Annotated in this window: 17 protein-coding genes; 10 read left to right on the top strand and 7 right to left on the bottom strand. The window is 66.4% G+C overall.

All coding sequences use genetic code 11. From position 1 onward, the window contains the following. Positions 1 to 29 precede the first annotated feature (29 nt). From hemA to prmC, 3 genes are read left to right on the top strand one after another with little or no spacing between them, the layout of a single operon-like run. On the top strand, positions 30 to 1,328 hold the full coding sequence (gene hemA, locus C936_RS0104440; protein ID WP_018137949.1) for a glutamyl-tRNA reductase: 1,299 nt from the start codon (positions 30 to 32) through the stop codon (positions 1,326 to 1,328). After that, entirely contained in the window at positions 1,325 to 2,410 is a 1,086-nt protein-coding gene (prfA, locus tag C936_RS0104435) for a peptide chain release factor 1 (protein WP_018175342.1), read from the top strand. Before hemA ends, prfA begins: the two co-directional genes overlap by 4 nt. Continuing rightward, positions 2,410 to 3,267 carry a peptide chain release factor N(5)-glutamine methyltransferase gene (gene prmC, locus C936_RS0104430; RefSeq protein WP_018175341.1) on the top strand — a complete coding sequence of 286 codons (858 nt, stop codon included), beginning with the start codon at positions 2,410 to 2,412 and terminating at the stop codon, positions 3,265 to 3,267. The genes prfA and prmC overlap by 1 nt, the downstream gene beginning before the upstream one ends. Before the next feature lie 49 nt (positions 3,268 to 3,316). On the opposite strand, the gene C936_RS0104425 is transcribed toward prmC, so the two are convergent. Next, positions 3,317 to 3,676: a hypothetical protein gene (locus tag C936_RS0104425; RefSeq protein WP_026278812.1), complete on the bottom strand. Its 360-nt coding sequence runs from the start codon at positions 3,674 to 3,676 to the stop codon at positions 3,317 to 3,319. A 163-nt stretch (positions 3,677 to 3,839) separates the two neighbouring features. On the opposite strand from C936_RS0104425, the gene C936_RS0104420 reads away from it, so the two are divergent. Continuing rightward, the gene (locus C936_RS0104420; protein WP_018649252.1) at positions 3,840 to 4,595 is read left to right on the top strand and encodes a molybdopterin-synthase adenylyltransferase MoeB; all 756 of its coding nucleotides are present in this window, start codon (positions 3,840 to 3,842) and stop codon (positions 4,593 to 4,595) included. A 13-nt stretch (positions 4,596 to 4,608) separates the two neighbouring features. Here C936_RS0104420 and C936_RS0104415 read toward each other — a convergent pair whose 3' ends face one another. The 5 genes from C936_RS0104415 to gatC all read right to left on the bottom strand — a co-directional run bounded on the left by C936_RS0104415 (position 4,609) and on the right by gatC (position 9,291). Beyond that, positions 4,609 to 5,025 (bottom strand): hypothetical protein, encoded by a 417-nt coding sequence (locus C936_RS0104415; RefSeq protein WP_018649251.1) that lies wholly within the window; start codon positions 5,023 to 5,025, stop codon positions 4,609 to 4,611. A gap of 100 nt (positions 5,026 to 5,125) precedes the next feature. Further along, on the bottom strand, positions 5,126 to 6,022 hold the full coding sequence (gene hslO, locus C936_RS0104410) for an Hsp33 family molecular chaperone HslO (RefSeq protein WP_018137954.1): 897 nt from the start codon (positions 6,020 to 6,022) through the stop codon (positions 5,126 to 5,128). A gap of 18 nt (positions 6,023 to 6,040) precedes the next feature. Beyond that, positions 6,041 to 7,474, bottom strand: coding sequence for an Asp-tRNA(Asn)/Glu-tRNA(Gln) amidotransferase subunit GatB (gatB, locus tag C936_RS0104405; protein ID WP_018137955.1), 1,434 nt, complete (start codon positions 7,472 to 7,474; stop codon positions 6,041 to 6,043). A gap of 10 nt (positions 7,475 to 7,484) precedes the next feature. After that, the gene (gene gatA, locus C936_RS0104400) at positions 7,485 to 8,936 is read right to left on the bottom strand and encodes an Asp-tRNA(Asn)/Glu-tRNA(Gln) amidotransferase subunit GatA (protein WP_018137956.1); all 1,452 of its coding nucleotides are present in this window, start codon (positions 8,934 to 8,936) and stop codon (positions 7,485 to 7,487) included. A gap of 67 nt (positions 8,937 to 9,003) precedes the next feature. Continuing rightward, complete coding sequence (gene gatC, locus C936_RS0104395; protein WP_018137957.1) at positions 9,004 to 9,291, bottom strand: Asp-tRNA(Asn)/Glu-tRNA(Gln) amidotransferase subunit GatC; 288 nt, start codon at positions 9,289 to 9,291, stop codon at positions 9,004 to 9,006. Positions 9,292 to 9,434: 143 nt separating this feature from the next. Between gatC and C936_RS0104390 the strand changes: the two genes are divergently transcribed. The 5 genes from C936_RS0104390 to rnd all read left to right on the top strand — a co-directional run bounded on the left by C936_RS0104390 (position 9,435) and on the right by rnd (position 13,598). Further along, positions 9,435 to 10,481, top strand: coding sequence for a rod shape-determining protein (locus C936_RS0104390; RefSeq protein ID WP_018137958.1), 1,047 nt, complete (start codon positions 9,435 to 9,437; stop codon positions 10,479 to 10,481). Positions 10,482 to 10,609: 128 nt separating this feature from the next. Beyond that, positions 10,610 to 11,542, top strand: coding sequence for a rod shape-determining protein MreC (gene mreC, locus C936_RS0104385; protein ID WP_155987365.1), 933 nt, complete (start codon positions 10,610 to 10,612; stop codon positions 11,540 to 11,542). Beyond that, positions 11,539 to 12,030: a rod shape-determining protein MreD gene (gene mreD / locus C936_RS0104380; protein ID WP_018137960.1), complete on the top strand. Its 492-nt coding sequence runs from the start codon at positions 11,539 to 11,541 to the stop codon at positions 12,028 to 12,030. The genes mreC and mreD overlap by 4 nt, the downstream gene beginning before the upstream one ends. 97 nt (positions 12,031 to 12,127) lie before the next feature. Then, positions 12,128 to 12,430 (top strand): DUF1244 domain-containing protein, encoded by a 303-nt coding sequence (locus C936_RS0104375; protein WP_018137961.1) that lies wholly within the window; start codon positions 12,128 to 12,130, stop codon positions 12,428 to 12,430. Next, positions 12,423 to 13,598, top strand: a complete 1,176-nt coding sequence (rnd, locus tag C936_RS0104370) for a ribonuclease D (RefSeq protein WP_018137962.1) — start codon at positions 12,423 to 12,425, stop codon at positions 13,596 to 13,598. The genes C936_RS0104375 and rnd overlap by 8 nt, the downstream gene beginning before the upstream one ends. A 36-nt stretch (positions 13,599 to 13,634) precedes the next feature. Here rnd and C936_RS0104365 read toward each other — a convergent pair whose 3' ends face one another. Continuing rightward, entirely contained in the window at positions 13,635 to 14,072 is a 438-nt protein-coding gene (locus C936_RS0104365) for a hypothetical protein (protein WP_018137963.1), read from the bottom strand. Between the two features lie 28 nt (positions 14,073 to 14,100). Between C936_RS0104365 and C936_RS14505 the strand changes: the two genes are divergently transcribed. Next, entirely contained in the window at positions 14,101 to 14,691 is a 591-nt protein-coding gene (locus tag C936_RS14505; protein WP_081616830.1) for a SprT-like domain-containing protein, read from the top strand. Positions 14,692 to 14,701: the final 10 nt, after the last annotated feature.

The raw sequence follows: 14,701 nt of genomic DNA, 5'->3' as shown, positions 1-14,701 counted from the left end.
CCGGGTATTTGCGGCACAATAGCGTCAGCATGCTGTTCACTCTTGGTATCAATCACAAAACCGCCCCGGTCGCGATCCGCGAACGGCTGTCGGTGAATGAAAGCCAGCTCGGCGAGGCCCTGCACTCGCTGCGCTCGGGCGTCCTGTTGCCGGAAACCGCGATCCTGTCGACCTGCAACCGCACCGAGGTGTACTTCCGCGAGGGCGGCAAGCAGTCGGAACATCGCGTGCTGGACTGGCTGGGCGGCTACCACGGCATCGACCGCGACGAACTCAGGCCCTACCTCTACCTGCACCACGATGGCTCCGCGGTGCGCCACACCCTGCGCGTGGCGAGCGGCCTGGATTCGCTGGTCCTCGGCGAGCCCCAGATCCTCGGGCAGATGAAGACGGCCTACCAGCATGCCCACGACGCCGGCACGCTGGGCCGCTCGCTGGAGCGCCTGTTCCAGCACGCCTTTGCCACCGCCAAGGATGTGCGTACCCAGACAGCGATCGGGCAGAGCGCCGTCTCGGTGGCCTTTGCCGCGGTCTCGCTGGCGCGCCAGATCTTTGGCGACCTGAAGCCGCTGACGGCGCTGGTGATCGGCGCCGGGGAGACGATCGAACTGGCGCTGCAGCACCTGTCCGGCCACGGGATCGGCAAAGTGATCGTCGCCAACCGCACCGAGGAGCGCGCCCAGGCCGTAGCCGAGCGCTTCGATGGCGAAGCGATCAGCCTGAACCAGTTACCGGATCGCCTGGCCGAGGCCGACATCGTCATCTCGTCCACCGCTGCCCCGCTGCCGATCCTCGGCAAGGGGGCGGTGGAACGCACCCTGCGCAAGCGCCGTCACAAGCCGATCTTCATGGTCGACATCGCCGTCCCGCGCGACATCGAGCCCGAGGTTGGCCAGCTCGAGGACGTCTACCTCTACACGGTGGATGACCTCCAGGAAGTGATCGACGAGAACATGGCCTCGCGCCAGGCCGCCGCCGCACAGGCCGAGGAGATCATCACCCAGCGCGCCAGCGAATTCATGCGCTGGCTGCGCGCCCGTGACTCCGTGGACAGCATCCGCCAGCTGCGTCAGCGCGCCGAGACCGTCAAGGCCGAATCCCTGGCCAGGGCCGAGGCGATGCTGCGCGCCGGCAAGTCGCCGGAAGAGGCCATGCAACTGCTGGCCCACAGCCTGACCAACAAGCTGATGCACGCCCCCTGCAAGTCACTGAACACCGCCGCCCACGAGGGCGACGCGCGCCTGCTCAATGCCGCCCATCGGCTGTTCCAGCTTCCCAGCCCGGAAGACGACCCCGGCCACGACCCCGAGTCCGGCACCCGTTCGTGAAGGCCTCGTTCCGCACCAAGCTCGAGGGCCTGGCCGAGCGCCATGCCGAGATCGCACAGCTGCTGGCCACGCCGGACGCCGCCGAGGACGCCGACCAGCTGCGCCGCCTGTCGCAGGAATACAGCCAGCTCGAGCCGGTCGCCGCGGCCTGGAAGGCCTGGCACGACAACCAGGCCGCGCTGGAAGAGGCCCGCGCGATGCTCGCGGAGGACGACCCCGAACTGCGCGAAATGGCCGAGGCCGAGATCGCGACCCTGGCGGAACAGGCCGAGGCGCTGGAGGCCGAGCTCCATCGTCACCTGATCCCGAAGGACCCGCACGACAACGCCAACGTGTTCCTCGAGATCCGCGCCGGCACCGGCGGCGACGAGGCCGCGATCTTCGCCGGCGACCTGCTGCGCATGTATACCCGCTACGCCGAACAACAGGGCTGGAAGCTGGAGATCCTCAGCGCCAGCGAGGGCGAGCACGGCGGCTACCGCGAGGTAATCGGGCGCCTGGCCGGCCAGGGCGCCTTCTCGCGACTCAAGTTCGAGTCCGGCGCCCACCGCGTGCAGCGCGTCCCGGAGACCGAGTCCCAGGGCCGCATCCACACCTCCGCGGCCACCGTCGCCATCCTGCCGGAGCTGGACGAGGTCGAGATGCCGGAGATCAACCCGGCCGACCTGCGCGTGGACACCTTCCGTGCCTCCGGGGCCGGCGGCCAGCACGTGAACAAGACCGACTCCGCGATCCGCCTGACCCACCTGCCCACCGGCATCGTGGTCGAGTGCCAGGAAGAACGCTCGCAGCACAAGAACCGCGCCAAGGCGATGACCTACCTCGCCTCCCGCCTGTTCGAGGCCGAACGCGAGGCCCAGGCGGCCGCACAGAGCGCCGAGCGCAAGAGCCTGGTCGGCAGCGGCGACCGCTCCGAACGTATCCGCACCTACAACTTCCCGCAGGGCCGCGTGACCGACCACCGCATCAACCTGACCCTGTACAAGCTGGAACAGGTGATGGCCGGCGACCTCGACCCGGTGATCGACCCGCTGATCCACGAATACCAGGCCGAGCAGCTCGCCACCCTCGCGGAGGCGTAATGGAAACGCCCGCGACGCTGGATGCACTGCTGCGGGAGCTGCGCGGCCGTCTGCAGGCGGCCGGATCGGACGAGCCGGGGCTCGAGGCCCGCCTGCTGCTCGGCGCGGCGACCGGCCTCGACACCAGCGCCCTGATCGCCCGCGGGCTCGATGTCGCCTCCGCGTCGCAGCGCGAACGTGCCGACACCCTGTGCCGGCGCCGCGAGGCGGGCGAACCGATCGCCCACATCCTCGGCCGCCGCGCCTTCTGGACCCTCGATCTCGGGATCTCCCCCGCCTGCCTGATCCCGCGCCCGGAGACCGAGCTGCTGGTGGAACAAGCCATCGCGGCCATCGACGCCTGCGAACGCGCGCATCCCCGGGTACTGGATCTGGGCACCGGCAGCGGCGCGATCATCCTCGCGCTGAAGGCGGAACGCCCGGCCATCGAGGCCGTCGCCACCGACCGCAGCCCGGACGCCCTGCGCCAGGCCCGTGCGAACGCCAACACCCTGGGGCTGGACGTGACCTTCCTGCAGGGGGCGTGGCTCGCCCCGTTCAAGCCCGAGGACGCCTTCGACATGATCGTCAGCAACCCGCCCTATATCGCCCAGGACGATCCCCACCTGACCCGCGGCGACCTGCGCTTCGAACCGAGGGAGGCACTGGCCGCACCGGAAGCCGGACTTGGCGATCTGTACACCATCATCGATACCGCACTCCTCCACCTGCTCCCGGATGCCCCGCTGCTGCTGGAGCACGGGTTCGATCAGGCCCGAGATGTTCGCGCCCGCATGCAACAGGCGGGCTATCGCGAGGTGCAGAGTTTGCGTGACCCCGCCGGGCACGAGCGCATCACGATCGGGAGCCGTCCATAAAAAAGCCCCGGCGCGAACGCCGGGGCCAACCGTGTGATGCGGGTGCTGCCTAGAACGGCAGATGCAGGTGCAGGTTCATCGAGCCGCTGGGCGAGCGGTGCCGCGGGCGGCTGTGGTAGTGGTGATGATGGTGCTGCTGGTAGCTGTGATAGTGCCGGTGATGATGGCCACGCCCGCGCTTATGCGAGCGCTTGGAATGCTTGTAGCCACGATAGCCGGGGTGGCTGCGGGCATGCGGCGGGCCACCATAATGGCCCGGGCGATGATGCACATGCTGCAGGGCATCAGGGTCGAAGGCCGCGGCACCGGTGTGCACAAAGCCGGAGACCGGCTGGGCCGCATGCGCCGGGGCCGCCAGGGCAAACGCCAGCAACGCCGCCGGCGCCAGGGCGATCATCATGCGTTTCATCGTGTACCTCCTTGAACTGCGCAACTGGCAGAATTGCCAAGGTCCAAATTACGGGGTCTTCCTGAACGGTTCCTAACCGAGCCGCCCCAGGAGCGTGACGCCGGTTACACTTTGCCGTACTACGTGACTAAGCCTTGACCCGATTCACACTGGAGAACGCCCCGTGGATGACCCGGAACTGCTGCGCTACAGCCGCCAGATCATGCTGCCCGGTGTCGGAGTCGAGGGGCAGCAGCGCCTGCAGGAAGCACATGCGGTCATCATGGGCCTGGGCGGACTGGGTTCGCCGGTAGCCGCCTACCTCGCGGCCGCCGGGGTCGGACGACTCACGCTGGTCGACCCGGATCATGTCGAGGTCACGAACCTGCAGCGGCAGATCCTGCATACGGACGCGGATATCGGCCGCGACAAAGTGGAGTCCGCGGCGCGGCGCCTGGCGGCGATGAATCCGAACTGCCACGTCGAGACCCGCGCCGAACGCCTGGATGTGGATGCCATGACCACCCTGTTTGCAAAGGCCGGCGTGGTCCTGGACGGCACCGACAACTTCGCCAGTCGGGGCGCGATCAACCGCGCGGCCGTAGCCAGCGGCACACCGCTGGTCTCCGGCGCGGTGATCCGCTTCGAGGGACAGCTCACCACCTTCGACTACCGCGACCCCGAGGCCGCCTGCTACCACTGCCTGTATGGCGAGGGCGGCGGGGACGAGGACACCTGTGCGGCCAATGGCGTACTGGCCAGCCTGCCGGGGGTGATCGGCAGCCTGCAGGCCACCGAGGCGCTCAAACTGCTGATCGGGCTCCCGACCCTGAGCGGGCGGCTACTGATGGTGGATGCGGCCGGCATGCAGTTTCGCGAGATTCGTCTGCGCCGCGACCCGGGTTGCCCGGTCTGCGCACAGCGCCCGGCGCGGGCCTGAGCGGCACGCTGAGTCAGGCGCTGGAACGGGGCCGGAAGGCGACCACCTGGCCACGGGGGATACGCTGATCCTCCAAGGCCAGGGCGGCGGTCAGGCGGTCGGCCATACAGTTCAGGGCGCGATTGGTAACCATGGGCGCCATGGAGTGGTAAAGACGCAGCTCGCAGGCCACCGGGCGATGCAGGTTGTACCGGTGGGCGGCGCGGAAGGCCGTCCAGGCCACCACCGGCATATCGTTGAGCACACGATCCACCACAACCCAGGCATCCGGCTGCAGGATCAGGTCCAGGTGTTTGAGGATTGGCAGGGGCAGACGGATCTCGGGGCCCAGCCGCCGCAGGGCCAGGGCCACCTGGTTGTAATAGCGGGCCTCGACCTGCCATCCGGGTCGGGTATCCAGGGTGGGAATCTCGGTATGCCGGGAATACATGACCAGCCCCCCGCCAGGGAAACACTGATGCCATTACTATCTCTATAGCAAAGACTGCCACCCGGCGGGAAGATTCCGTGTCCGGTTTATTTGCACCCGGCTACTGGCGCGTGTCGGGGGTTGGCGGCTGGGCTGTCTGGGTGGCGCAGAGGGCCTCGGCATCCACCGGGTCGAAGTGGTATTGCGCGTTGCAGAACTCGCAAGTCACCTCGATCTTGCCCTGCTCCTCGATGATGCCGCGGATCTCGTCCTGCCCGAGGCCGCGCAGGGTCTCGGCAACCCGCTCGCGCGAGCAGGGGCAGTGGAACTGGACCGGGGTCCCGTCGAACAGGCGCACGCGCTCCTCGGCGAACAGCCGGCCGAGCAGCGTGCCGGCATCCAGCTTCAGCATCTCCTCGGGGGTGGTGGTGTCGGCCAGGATGTTCGCGCGGTTCCAGTCCTCGGAGTCACGCGTGACTGCATGACCACCCTCACCCGGTACCGCCTGCAGGAGCATCCCGGCCGCGGACTGACCGTTGGCCGCCAGCCACAGCCGGGTGGGCAACTGCTCGGAACGTTCGAAGTAGACATTCATCGCATCCGCCAGGGTCTCGCCCTCCAGCTCGACCACCCCCTGGTAGCGCTCGCCGCCATCGCCCGGGTCCAGCGTCAGCATCAACCGAGCGTTGTCGCCGGCACACTGGGCCAGCGTCGCATCCTCGGGGGGCGTCTCGCGAAAGCGCGCCAGGCCCCGCAGCCGACCCTGGCCATCGGCCTGGGCCACGATCATGTGCACGGGACCAGTGCCGGTGATTTGCAGGATCAGTGAACCATCGAACTTGAGCGTGGCGGCCGTCAGCGCCACGGCCGCATAGGCCTGCCCCAGCAGGTCGCGCACCACCGGCGGATACTCGTGGCGTTCCAGCAGGGCCTGCCAGGCCGCGTCCAGGTGTACCCATTCGCCACGCACCCCGGCTTCTTCCAGCATGAAGCGGTGCAGGGTGTCGGTTTCAAGCATGAAGTCCGCAGCCCTGCATCATCCGTCCAGCTTGGCCTTCAGGCGCTCGTTCACCTGGGCCGGGTTGGCCTTGCCCTGGGTGGCCTTCATCACTTGGCCGACAAAGAAGCCAAACAGCTTGTCCTTGCCACCACGGTACTGCTCCAGCTGCTGCGGATTGTTGGCCATCACCTCGTCGATGATCGCGTCGATCGCGCCGGTATCGGTGATCTGCTTGAGCCCCTTGGCCTCGATCACGGTGTCGGCATCGCCCTCGCCGTTCCACATCGCCTCGAAGACCTCCTTGGCGATCTTGCCGGAGATGGTCTCGTCCTGGATGCGCGCCAGCAGCCCGGCGAGGCCCTCGGCGTTCACCGGGGCGTCGGCCAGCTCGACCTCGGAGCGGTTCATCGCGGCGGAGAATTCGCCCATCACCCAGTTGGCGGCGATCTTCGGCGCGCCACAGCCGGCGGCCACGGCCTCGTAGAAGTCGCCCATCTCGCGCGCGGCGGTCAGTACACCGGCGTCGTAGTCGGACAGGCCGTACTGTTCGACGAAGCGGGCGCGCTTGGCATCCGGCAGCTCAGGCAGCCTGGCACGCACGGACTCGATGAAGGCCTGGTCCACGACCAGCGGCAACAGGTCCGGGTCGGGGAAGTAGCGGTAGTCGTTGGCCTCTTCCTTGCTGCGCATGGAGCGCGTCTCGTCACGATCCGGGTCGTACAGGCGGGTCTCCTGGACCACGCTGCCACCACCCTCGATCACGTCGATCTGGCGCTCGATCTCGTGATTGATCGCGCGCTCGACGAAACGGAAGGAGTTCAGGTTCTTCAGCTCCGCACGAGTGCCAAACTCGGTCTGGCCCTTCGGCCGGATCGAGACATTCGCATCGCAGCGGAAGCTGCCTTCCTGCATGTTGCCGTCGCAGATATCGAGATAGCGCACCAGCGAGTGCAGTTTCTTCATATAGGCGACAGCCTCTTTCGCCGAACGCAGTTCCGGCTCGGAGACAATCTCGATCAGCGGCGTACCGGCGCGGTTCAGGTCGATGCCGGTCATCGACTCGAAGCCCTCGTGCAGGCTCTTGCCGGCGTCTTCCTCCAGGTGCGCGCGGGTTACCCCGATGCGCTTGATCGTGCCGTCCTCCAGCTCGATATCCAGATGCCCCAGCCCGACGATCGGCAGTTCGAACTGCGAGATCTGGTAGCCCTTGGGAAGATCCGGGTAGAAGTAGTTCTTGCGCGCAAACACCGACCGCGGCGCGATCTCGGCGTCAATCGCCAGCCCCAGCATCACGGCCCGCTCGACCGCGCCCTGGTTCAGCACCGGCAGCACGCCGGGCATGCCCAGGTCCACCGCGCAGGCCTGGCGGTTGGGCTCGGCACCGTAGGCGGTCGGCGCCCCGGAGAAGATCTTGGAGACGGTGTTGAGCTGGGCGTGAATCTCCAGCCCGATGACGGTTTCCCATTCCATGCGGCGATCCTCAGGCGAAGGCCGCCGGCACACGGGTGTGCCAGTCGGTTTCTTGCTGGTACTGGTGGGCGACACCGAGCAGGCGCGCCTCGTCGAAGTAGTTGCCGATCAGCTGCAGGCCCACCGGCAGGCCGTCGATCTCGCCGGCCGGCAGCGACATCGCCGGCAGGCCCGCGAGGTTCGCGGCAATGGTGTAGATGTCCGACAGGTACATGCTGACCGGATCGGCCTTGGCGCCCAGGGCGAACGGCAGCTCCGGCGTGGTCGGGCCGAGCAGGACGTCGACGTCCGCGAATGCGCTGCGGAAGTCGTCGGCGATGATGCGGCGGACCTTCTGCGCCTTCAGGTAGTAGGCGTCGTAGTAGCCGGCGGACAGCACGTAGGTACCGACCATGATGCGGCGCTTCACCTCGTCGCCGAAGCCCTCCCCGCGCGAGCGGGTGTAGAGGTCCATCAGGTCCGCGGGGTTGTCGCAGCGGTGGCCATAACGCACGCCGTCGAAGCGCGCGAGGTTCGAGGAGCACTCGGCCGGAGCGACCACGTAGTAGGCCGGCACCGACAGGTGGCTGTTCGGCAGGCTCACCTCGCGGATCTCGGCGCCGCGGCCCTTGAGCACCTCGACGGCCGCGTCGATCACGCCGCGTACCTTCTCGTCCAGGCCCTCGCCGAAAAACTCCTTCGGCAGGCCAATGCGCAGACCCTTCAGGTCCTGGCTCAAACCGGCGGTGAAGTCCTCGGCCGGGCGCTCGACGCTGGTGGAGTCGCGCTCGTCGAAACCGGCCATGGCGTTCAGCATCAGGCCGCAGTCCTCGGCGGTCGCGGCCATCGGCCCACCCTGATCGAGGCTGGAGGCAAAGGCGATCATGCCGTAGCGCGACACGCGCCCGTAGGTCGGCTTGAGCCCGGTAATGCCGCAGAACGCGGCCGGCTGACGGATCGAGCCGCCGGTGTCGGTGCCGGTCGCCCCCGGCACCAGGCGCGCACCCACCGCCGCGGCGGAGCCACCGGAGGAACCGCCGGGGACGCGCTCGGTATCCCAGGGATTGCGCACCGGGCCATAAAAACTGGTCTCATTGGACGAACCCATCGCAAACTCGTCCATATTCGTCTTGCCGAGCATCACCGCCCCGGCGGCGTTCATGCGCTCGACGACGGTGGCGTTGTACGGCGAGACGAACGGATCAAGCATGCGCGAGCCGCAGGAGGTCCGCACGCCTTCGGTGCAGAAGATGTCTTTCTGGGCGACCGGCACGCCCAGAAGCGGGGTCTGCTCACCATTGGCCAGGCGGGCATCGGCCGCTTCGGCCTGCGCCAGCGCGGACTCGGCGGTCACGGTAATAAAGCTGTTGAGCTGCGGATCGAGGCGCTCGATCCGGTCCAGATACAGCTGGGTCAGCTCGCGCGAGCTGATCTCGCGGGCCTGGAGCTTGCGCGCCCAGCCGGACAGGGTTTCCTGGGACATGGTTTCGGGAACTCTTGTCTAATAAAGCGTGATGAAATCGGCGAATTCGGCCAGCGGTGCCCGCGGCTTACTCGATCACGCGTGGCACCAGGTAAAGCCCACCCTCGACGGCCGGCGCAATCGCCTGAAAACCCTCGCGATTGTCGGTCTCGGTGACCGCGTCCGGGCGCAGGCGCTGCTCGGCATCCAGCGGGTGGGCCATGGGTTCCACGCCCTCGATGGGGGCGCCGTCGAGCTGCTCGACAAAATCGAAGATATCGCTCAGACCGCCGGCAAATTCGCGGGCCTTTTCGTCGCTCATCGCCAGACGAGCGAGGTGCGCGATGCGCTGAACTTCGGAGGCTTCTACAGACATGATCGGCAAGGGCCCCTGTATCAGTCGATGGTGATGCGGAATGCGGCTGGCAAACTTACCACAAAGCCGTTATTGCCCAAACCCCGGGCAGTTGCTAGAGTCTCGGGCTTTCCCGCCCGACCACCAACGCAGGTTTCTTCTTCATGCTCAAACGCCTCCTGGGGTTGTTCTCCAACGACATCTCCATCGACCTCGGCACTGCCAACACCCTTATCTATATGCGCGGCCAGGGGATCGTCCTGAACGAGCCGTCCGTGGTCGCGATCCGGCAGGACCGAGGCCCGGGCGGCCCGCGCTCCATCGAAGCCGTGGGGATCGAGGCGAAGAAGATGCTGGGGCGCACGCCGGAGCACGTGGTGACCATCCGCCCGATGAAGGACGGCGTGATCGCCGACTTCACCACCACCGAGAAGATGCTGCAGTACTTCATCAAGAAGGTGCACGAGCGGCGGATCTTCCGCCCCAGCCCGCGGGTACTGGTCTGCGTGCCCTGCGGCGCGACCCAGGTGGAGCGCCGCGCGATCCGCGAATCCGCGTTCGGCGCCGGGGCGCGCAAGGTCTACCTGCTGCAGGAACCGGTGGCCGCGGCCATCGGCGCCGGCATCCCGCTGGATGAGGCCGTGGGCTCCATGGTGCTGGACATCGGTGGCGGGACCTCCGAGGTCGCGGTGCTGTCGATGAACGGCATCGTCTACTCCGAGTCCGTGCGCATCGGCGGTGACACCTTCGACGAGGCGATCATGTCGTATGTGCGCCGGAACTACGGCGTGCTGATTGGCGAGGCCACCGCCGAGCGTATCAAGCATGCGGTCGGCTCGGCCTATCCAGGCAAGGAGCTGCTGGAGATCGAGGTCAAGGGCCGCAACCTGGCTGAAGGCGTGCCGCGTTCGTTCACCCTGAACTCCAACGAGATCCTCGAGGCCCTGCAGGATCCGCTGTACGGAATCGTCTCCGCCGTACGCACCGCGCTGGAACAGACCCCGCCGGAACTGGGCTCCGATGTCGCCGAGCGTGGCATCGTGCTGACCGGCGGCGGCGCCCTGCTGCAGCAGATCGACCGCCTGCTGATGGAAGAGACCGGCATCCCGGTGGTCATCGCCGACGACCCGCTGACCTGTGTGGCGCGTGGCGGCGGGCGTGTGCTGGAGATGCTCGACGAGAAGCAGGTGGACTTCCTGTCCATGGAGTAGACTCCGGGCTGGATCGGGGGATGGGGTGTCGCCCCGCATCCTGGGAAATTGGTGGGGCTCTTCCCATCGCACCTGCCAACCGCGGTGCGGCCCTGACCCAGTCACGACCCGCAACCGGAGGTTAAGCCATCAGCAAGCCGCTGTTCAGACTGGGTGTATCGCCCACTCTGCGCCTGCTCGCGGTGATCCTGCTGGGTGTCGCGCTGATGGCGCTGGATCACCGACTGAACGAGCTGCAGACGGTGCGCAATGCGCTGTCCACGGTGGCCTACCCCCTGCAGGTCGCGGTCGATGCACCGATCCGGGCGGGCAGCCGGCTGCTCGAGTCCTTTACCAGCCGCGAAGACCTGATTACCGAGAACCGCATCCTGCGCGAAGAGAACGCTGAGCTGCGGGCCCGCCAGTTGCGCTTCGATGCGCTGCAGATGGAAAACGACCGCCTGCGCGCACTCCTGAACACCGCCGAACGGGCACAAGAGCGCGTCGAGATCGCCAAGCTCCTGGCCGTGGACCTGGACCCCTTCCGCCAGCAGATCGTGCTCAGCAAGGGCAACCGGCACGGTGTCTACCCGGGGCAGCCTGTCATCCACCCCGATGGCGTGATCGGACAGGTCCTGTCCACCCAAATGACCAGCTCCACCGCGCTGCTGATCTCCGACCCCGGCCACGCCCTGCCTGTGCTCAGTGCCCGTACCGGCCTGCGCGGCATTGTCGTCGGCACCGGCAACCCGCGGCGCCTCGAAATGCGGCACGTACCGCCCCAGGAGGACATCGAGGAGGGCGACCTCCTGCTGACCTCCGGGCTCGGCGGGCGCTTCCCGCCGGACTACCCGGTCGCCCGAGTGACCTCGGTCGAACGCCAGCCGGGACAACCCTTTCTTGATATCCAGGCCGAGCCTCTGGCGGCCCTGGACCGCTCGCGCGAGGTCCTGCTGCTGTGGACCAGCGAACGTCCGGACGCGGACACCGATACCCGCCCGGAAGAAGAAGGGGAAACGACCGAACGGGAAGCAGAACCGGAGGGCGAGGCCGACATTCCGGGGGCGGCTGAGAACCCATGAACCACACGCTGGGCATCCCCTGGCTAATCGCCCTGACCCTGGTCGTCGCGCTGGCCCTGGCCATCGTGCCCATACCCGATGCGCTGCCCCCAGCCCGACCTGAATGGCTCCTGCTGGCGCTGGTGTACTGGATCATGGCCTTCCCTCAGCGCTTCGGGGTGCTGACGGCCTTTGTCATGGGGTTGCTACTGGATGCCCTGTACGGCCAGTTGCTCGGGCAGAACGCCATCGCCCTGGCGGTGGTGGCGTACATCGTGCTGCAGATTCATCCACGCCTGCGTGTTTACCCCGTCTGGCAGCAGGCCATCGTGGTGGCCGTCCTCACGGCGCTTTACAAGCTCCTGGCCCTGTGGCCACAGGGCGCGATTGGACTGCCGCCCGACAGCGCCTGGTATTGGGCGCCGGTGGCGACCAGCGCACTGGTCTGGCCGTTGATCTTCGTGCTGCTAAGGGACATGCGGCGGCGCTGGCTGCTCCACCTGAGCTGAACACGGGCCACCCGTTCTGGTCGAACGCCCCCAAAAGCGACTCATGCGCGAGCGTGTACGTTGATCACTAGTCCCCTGACGAATGGAGAGAGACACGATGGACCCGAAGACCCGCACCGAAATCGAGGCCGCTGTATTCCAGCGCCTCTTGCAGCATCTTGATGAACGCAAGGATGTGCAGAACATCGACCTGATGAATCTCGCCGGTTTCTGCCGCAACTGCCTGTCCAAGTGGTACGTCGCCGCCGCCGAGGAACGCGGCGAGTCGATCGATTACGAGGGGGCCCGCGAGATCGTCTACGGCATGCCCTACAGCGAATGGAAGGAGCGCTACCAGAAGGAGGCGACCGCCGAGCAGAAGGCGGCTTTCGAGGCGAGCCAGAAATCGACCCATGCATGACCACGGACTGATCGAGACGCCCGAGGCCCTGCAGGCGTTTCTCGATTCGATCACCGGGACGGACTGGATCGCGCTGGACACGGAGTTCCTGCGCGAGAAGACCTACTATCCGCAGCTCTGCCTGGTACAGGCCGCCACGCTGGATCAGCTCGCCTGCATCGACCCGCTGCGCCTCGACATCCAGCAGCTCGCCCCGCTGTTCCGGGACGCGCGCATCACCAAGGTCTTCCACGCCGCCTCGCAGGACATGGAGTTGCTGTATCGCGAGCTGGGGTTTGTGCCCAGCCCCGTGTTCGATACCCAGATTGCGGCCAGCATGCTCGGCTACGGCGAGCAGGTCGGCTATGCCAACCTGGTCAAGAACGTGCTCGATCGCGATCTCGACAAGAGCCAGACCCGGACCGACTGGTCCCGGCGTCCGCTGAGCGCGGACCAGATCCGCTATGCCGCCGACGACGTCCGCCACCTCGCGACACTGTTCAACCGCCTGCTGCACGAGCTGGATACCCACGACCGCATGCACTGGCTGCGCCCGGAGATGGAGGCGCTCAGCAATCCGGCCCTGTACGAACCGGACCCGGAACAAAGCTGGCAGCGCGTATCGGGGGTCAAGCGGCTGAAGCCCAAAGAACGCGCGGTACTCAAATGCGTCGCGGCCTGGCGCGAGCGTACCGCGCAAAGCAGCAATCGTCCCCGGCGCTGGGTGCTGTCCGACGACCTCCTGCTGGACATCGCACGCCGCACACCGGCTGATACCCAGGCTTTGCGCGAACTGCGCCAGTTCCCCGGCGGCATGAAGCCCGACCACATCGAATCGCTTCTGGCCGCCATCCGGGAAGGCCAGGCCCTGCCACGCGAGCAATGGCCGCATTTGCCGGAGAAGCCGCGCCTGAGTGAGCGTGACGAGGTGCTGGTCGATATCGGCATGGCTCTGCTGCGCGAGTGTGCCCGCGAACACCAGATCAGCGCCGCGGCGATCGCGCAACGCAAGGATGTGATCGAACTACTGAAGAGCGACGGCACGGAAGGCCGCCTGGCGAGTGGCTGGCGCCGGGAGATTGCAGGTCAGACCATCCAGCACTGGTTCAGCGGCGAGAGCCGCCTGGCCTGCAAGCCCAGTGGTGAGCTTGATATGGAACCCGTTAGCGAAACGATTGCGACGGAATAGCCGCCGCAATCGTCGCAAGATGCAGATGCAACCCGCTCAGGCCGCGGATTTGTACACACCACGGCGCGGGGACTTCAGACGTCCCTGGCGCTTGAGGTAGGCAAGCGTTTGCGAGATGTTCTTGGTATCCAGGCCGGCCTTCTCGGCACGCTCCTTGATCTCCTTGGTCGCCATCTCGGATTTCTCCGCCACGATCTCGACCAGCTGCTGACTGACCGAGCTGCCGCCCCGGCCGCCACGGCGACCACCACCAGCACGACCGACACGGCCGCCCAGTTCACGGATCTGGCGCTCAAGCTCGTTGAGTTCTTTGCGATGACGCGCGATCATCTCTTTGCGCTTTTCCATCAGCTTTTCACGCTTCTTGCGGCGCTCGGCGTCCTGGCGCTCGGCTTCTTCCTTTTCCCGCTGACGGGCCAGTGCATACAGCTCTTCGGCGGAAAGTTCGGAGGCCTTCTTGCTATCCAGACTCATTACTCGTCTCCTCGTTCGGAACTTCTCAATGACCAGAACGGCTTCCAACTCCTCGCACGCCCTGGACGGCACATATCGCACGGGTGAATATGATAAAAATGGAAGTAAATTACAAGAGCCGAGAAATAAATTAACACTCGAAGAAGAAGCGCAAATCCGACAAAAGGTGCGCGAATTCTACATCAAGTCACACCCGGAACAGCCGAACACGGCCCCCGAAGTTCTTTTTAACCTACGAGGCAAAGCCGCCGGGCAATGGCGGCTGCGCAACGGGTACGAGCAGCTACGGTTCAACCCCGAGGCGTTCTGTCAGGACTGGGATTCACACTTCCCGGATACCGTCGCCCACGAGGTGGCGCACTCGCTCGTGTACCGGACGTCCGGGTTACGCCGCGTACGCCCTCACGGCCCGGAATGGCGGGCCTGGATGGAAACGTTCGGCTGCCAGCCACGCGTTACGCACAACACCCCCCTGAAAGGCAGAAACGTCAGGACCTATACCTACCGTTGCGCCTGCCAGACCCACGCGCTGAGTGCGCGTCGGCATTATCTGATTCAGCGGCGCCGATACCGCTATGAATGCCGAGAGTGCGGACAGCGACTACAGCAGGAGAAATAAAGATCATTAG

This window comes from Thioalkalivibrio sp. ALJ4, from assembly GCF_000377225.1.
Taxonomy (GTDB): Bacteria; Pseudomonadota; Gammaproteobacteria; order Ectothiorhodospirales; family Ectothiorhodospiraceae; genus Thioalkalivibrio.
The sequence above is the reverse complement of the archived record's forward strand: the minus strand, read 5'-3'. Positions and strand labels throughout refer to the sequence as shown.

Bases quoted from the DNA above. Each gene is read 5' to 3' on its own strand.
- hslO (WP_018137954.1), bottom strand. From the start codon at position 6,022: ATGCTTGAAACCGACACCCTGCACCGCTTCATGCTGGAAGAAGCCGGG.
- C936_RS14505 (WP_081616830.1), top strand. From the start codon at position 14,101: ATGACCAGAACGGCTTCCAACTCCTCGCACGCCCTGGACGGCACATAT.
- rnd (WP_018137962.1), top strand. From the start codon at position 12,423: ATGCATGACCACGGACTGATCGAGACGCCCGAGGCCCTGCAGGCGTTT.
- C936_RS0104425 (WP_026278812.1), bottom strand. From the start codon at position 3,676: ATGAAACGCATGATGATCGCCCTGGCGCCGGCGGCGTTGCTGGCGTTT.
- hemA (WP_018137949.1), top strand. From the start codon at position 30: ATGCTGTTCACTCTTGGTATCAATCACAAAACCGCCCCGGTCGCGATC.
- mreD (WP_018137960.1), top strand. From the start codon at position 11,539: ATGAACCACACGCTGGGCATCCCCTGGCTAATCGCCCTGACCCTGGTC.
- C936_RS0104415 (WP_018649251.1), bottom strand. From the start codon at position 5,025: ATGTATTCCCGGCATACCGAGATTCCCACCCTGGATACCCGACCCGGA.
- C936_RS0104390 (WP_018137958.1), top strand. From the start codon at position 9,435: ATGCTCAAACGCCTCCTGGGGTTGTTCTCCAACGACATCTCCATCGAC.
- C936_RS0104365 (WP_018137963.1), bottom strand. From the start codon at position 14,072: ATGAGTCTGGATAGCAAGAAGGCCTCCGAACTTTCCGCCGAAGAGCTG.
- prmC (WP_018175341.1), top strand. From the start codon at position 2,410: ATGGAAACGCCCGCGACGCTGGATGCACTGCTGCGGGAGCTGCGCGGC.
- C936_RS0104375 (WP_018137961.1), top strand. From the start codon at position 12,128: ATGGACCCGAAGACCCGCACCGAAATCGAGGCCGCTGTATTCCAGCGC.
- gatA (WP_018137956.1), bottom strand. From the start codon at position 8,936: ATGTCCCAGGAAACCCTGTCCGGCTGGGCGCGCAAGCTCCAGGCCCGC.
- gatC (WP_018137957.1), bottom strand. From the start codon at position 9,291: ATGTCTGTAGAAGCCTCCGAAGTTCAGCGCATCGCGCACCTCGCTCGT.
- gatB (WP_018137955.1), bottom strand. From the start codon at position 7,474: ATGGAATGGGAAACCGTCATCGGGCTGGAGATTCACGCCCAGCTCAAC.